This is a genomic window from Microcystis sp. M53603_WE2 (assembly GCF_030065435.1).
On record NZ_JASJFF010001338.1, the window covers coordinates 1 to 3,322 of the forward strand.

The window sequence follows — 3,322 nt, forward strand, 5'->3', positions numbered from 1 at the left end:
ATGCACAATTAGCCCTAAAAATCTGATAGCTCTGATACCAAATTATTGAGATCAACTCTCATTAAGCTGGCGATCGCTGACTAGAGTGTGACACTTCATAATTCTTAGTAATCGCTAAAAGTCTTACTATACAAGGGCTAGAGCAACTTTTGATTTCAACGACTAGGGTGCGGAATGTGGGCTGAAAAGACTGACGGCTATAAAACGGGGACAGGCAGTTGACGCTCCCGTCGCGCTCAAGCGAGGGATTCTTGATTCACCGAGTCCACTTAGACTAAGTACCTTGCGATTCTCAACCCAGAGGTGGTTCTCTCCTCAAGCGTTAACTTTGGGTGCGCCCCACCCTAGTTGTATTTCTACAAAATTTGCTTTAATTGAAGTGTTAGCTTCAAATACTGCTTTGTCTAGTTCCTGCAAAGATTTTACCTACCTACAGGTAGAAACTAGAACATTAGGTAGGGCTTGCTGAATAAATCTAAAAACTTTGTTGGATAAGGCTTTTAGACTTTTTTTCCCTCAAAAAGTGCCGACCATTGGAGGGATCGGGGGTAAAATTCCTGGACTTTTTCCCTGAAAATTAGGTAACTGACTACCTCAAAATCGGTAAAACCCTACACCCTACACCCCACACCCCACACCCTGCCCCCAGGAAAAACTTTTTGCCGCAAACCCTAGGTAGAACCCCATATCTTTGATTGTCAAGGTGCAGATAGCGTAGTGATTAGACTACAGGGGTTTTTCAAGCGGTTGTTTACCCTAGCCGCTATACTTATATGGTAGCTATTTTTCGTGAGTACTTCCAGACCTTTAAAGGAAAAAAGACTGCCAAGGCTAATGACCCCAAAAGAAGAGCAAGCGCACTTCGGAATACGCAACTAGAATGCCATTAACAATGTCAGAAGTCATTCGAGATTTCGCTCTTGAGACTAGACACTTATTTTTAGCTGTGGTTCGCTGTTCTATACTGGCCTTTGTTTCATCCCATCGGTAAAACCGAGGGTCTTCACCCGACATTGCAGATAAACCTTTTCTACCCTGGGAGAAAAACCGAGCCATTGACGAGATAAACGAGCAAAAGTGTCAGGATCACCGCTAACTGCGAAGTTAGTAGGTAGGGGTGTTTCGGGATTTTTTAGACCTAATAATTCTAGTTCTTTTTCCGCCGCTCGGACAACGGAAGCGGCGGGATCTACCAACCGCACGGAACTAGGTAAAAGACGACGTAAAACCGGGGAAAGATGGCGATAATGGGTACAACCATAGACCAGAGTATCAATATTTTCTGCTAGTAAAGGCTGAAGATATTCCCTAGCCACCTGCGTGGTGTAGGGGTCAAAAATGCGGTTAGCCTCGATCAAAGGGACAAATTCAGGACAGGGAATTTGCCAAACTTGGGCAGTAGGATCGATTTCTTGAATCGCTTGTTTATAGGCATTGCTTTTAGCCGTAGCCGGGGTAGAAATCACCCCAATGCGCTTTCCTTGTTTAACGGCAGTTTTGGCACCGGGTAAAATTACCCCCAAAATTGGTAAATCTTTAAATTCGGCCTGTACTTCTTCTAAAGCCAAGGCGGAACTGGTATTACAAGCCATAATCACCATTTTCACCCGGCGCTCGCTCATCCAAGTGAGAATTTCCCGGACAAATTCGATAATTTCCCCTTTAGAACGAGTTCCGTAGGGAAGTCTAGCGGTATCAGCGAAATAGAGAATTGATTCTTGGGGCAGTTGTCGATACAACTCCCTTAAAACGGTCAGTCCACCCACGCCACTATCAAACACACCAATCGGACTAAGTTGTGATTCTCTCATAGATAATATCGAGGAAAACGCTGATCTAAAATAGCTTTATTTGATGATATTAAAACACGGATTTTTTGATTAGTAAACTAATGCTCCAATCATTTAATCATTAACGGAGATTTCGTTGAATATATTCAATAATCCCCCCAGCGATCGCCGCCGCCATTTGTCGTTGAAAGTTGACATTGGCTAATTTAGCAGCATCCTCAGCGCCGGTGACGAAACCCACTTCCACGAGGGTAGAGGGCATTCTGGAGGTTCTCAGCACATAGAAACGGGCCCGACGCACCCCCCGATCGCGCATATCGACACTGCGGACAATATTGCGATGGATGGTATCCGACAAACGGCGATCGCCAAAGTAATAAACTTCCAATCCGTTGACATCCGGTCGTGCTTTACCCATAGAGTTAGCGTGGATACTGACAAATAGATCGGCATCGATCTGGTTAGCCAGATCCGTGCGACCTTGCAGGGTGACAAAAAAGTCGCTATCTCTGGTGAGACGCACATCGATGCCCTGTTGTTGCAGGATGCGGGTAACTTCTAGGGAAATGGGCAGAATTACGTTTTTTTCCTGAAGGCCACCAATTCCGATCGCCCCCGGATCCTTACCACCATGGCCCGGATCGATCACCACTAGAAAGCGGCTATTGCGTTGTTGGGGGGGATTAGGAGTGGGGTTAGAAGGGCGCGGCGGTGGGTTAAATTGCCCCGTATTGGGGGGTAAAGGAACAGGGATAGTAGTGGAGTCAGGAACCTGAGAAAGGGGGCTAGAATTGCGGGAGGAAAGCAATTCTAGGGCTAGGGTTTGACTGTCCGATTGAGTTAATTGTCCCAGTTGAAAACCCACGGCCGTCTGTACCAAAATCAGCACCTTATTGGCGCTTTCCTGACGTACCCGCAATTGATAGATAGGACTATAGCGGCCGAAGCGCGGACCGCGAAAAGACTCGGCTAACTTAGCATTTTCGATGCGTAGTTCATAGACACCATCCCGGTTAACACTGCCGTTAGCTTTCAGGGGTAAATCCGCGCGAATTAAGAGGCGATCGTTATTGCCCGTCAGATCGATCGAGGAGATCGTGGCCAAACGATTGCTAGAAGGGGGATTATTGGCAGTTTTCGGGGGGGGATTGTTGGGACGAGGATTGGGATTGGTGGCGCTAGTGGGGGGAGGTGAGGAGATATTATCCACGGCACCCAGACCACCCCTAGGCAGTAAAACCAAGCCACCAAAACGACTATAGAGAGCTTGCCAATCGGGACTATCTCTACTAACACTTAGGGAAATCTTAGCTCGTTGATTGGCGGTCTGACTGAATTGAATATCGCCGACCCCATAGCGATTGACGGGGATAGTTTGACCAGTGAGACTGCTGGGTAAAGTGGCCCCGGGTAATTCAAATTCGATTTTTTTGCCGTCCCGGCTGCGTTGACTGCGGATCGATCGCTCATCACCATTTTGCTCTAAACGGACAAAAAGACCATTGCGAGTGACCTGAAAATCATCGTTGTTG

Annotated in this window: 2 protein-coding genes; both read right to left on the reverse strand. The window is 46.9% G+C overall.

Annotated elements, in window-relative coordinates:
* Window positions 1–959: 959 nt before the first annotated feature.
* On the reverse strand, window positions 960–1,811 hold the full coding sequence (murI, locus tag PX481_RS28185; RefSeq protein ID WP_002758158.1) for a glutamate racemase: 852 nt from the start codon (window positions 1,809–1,811) through the stop codon (window positions 960–962).
* A gap of 100 nt (window positions 1,812–1,911) precedes the next feature.
* On the reverse strand, window positions 1,912–3,322 hold a 1,411-nt coding region (locus tag PX481_RS28190; RefSeq protein WP_288097246.1), incomplete at its 5' end, for an N-acetylmuramoyl-L-alanine amidase family protein.

Bases quoted from the DNA above. Each gene is read 5' to 3' on its own strand.
- murI (WP_002758158.1), bottom strand. From the start codon at position 1,811: ATGAGAGAATCACAACTTAGTCCGATTGGTGTGTTTGATAGTGGCGTG.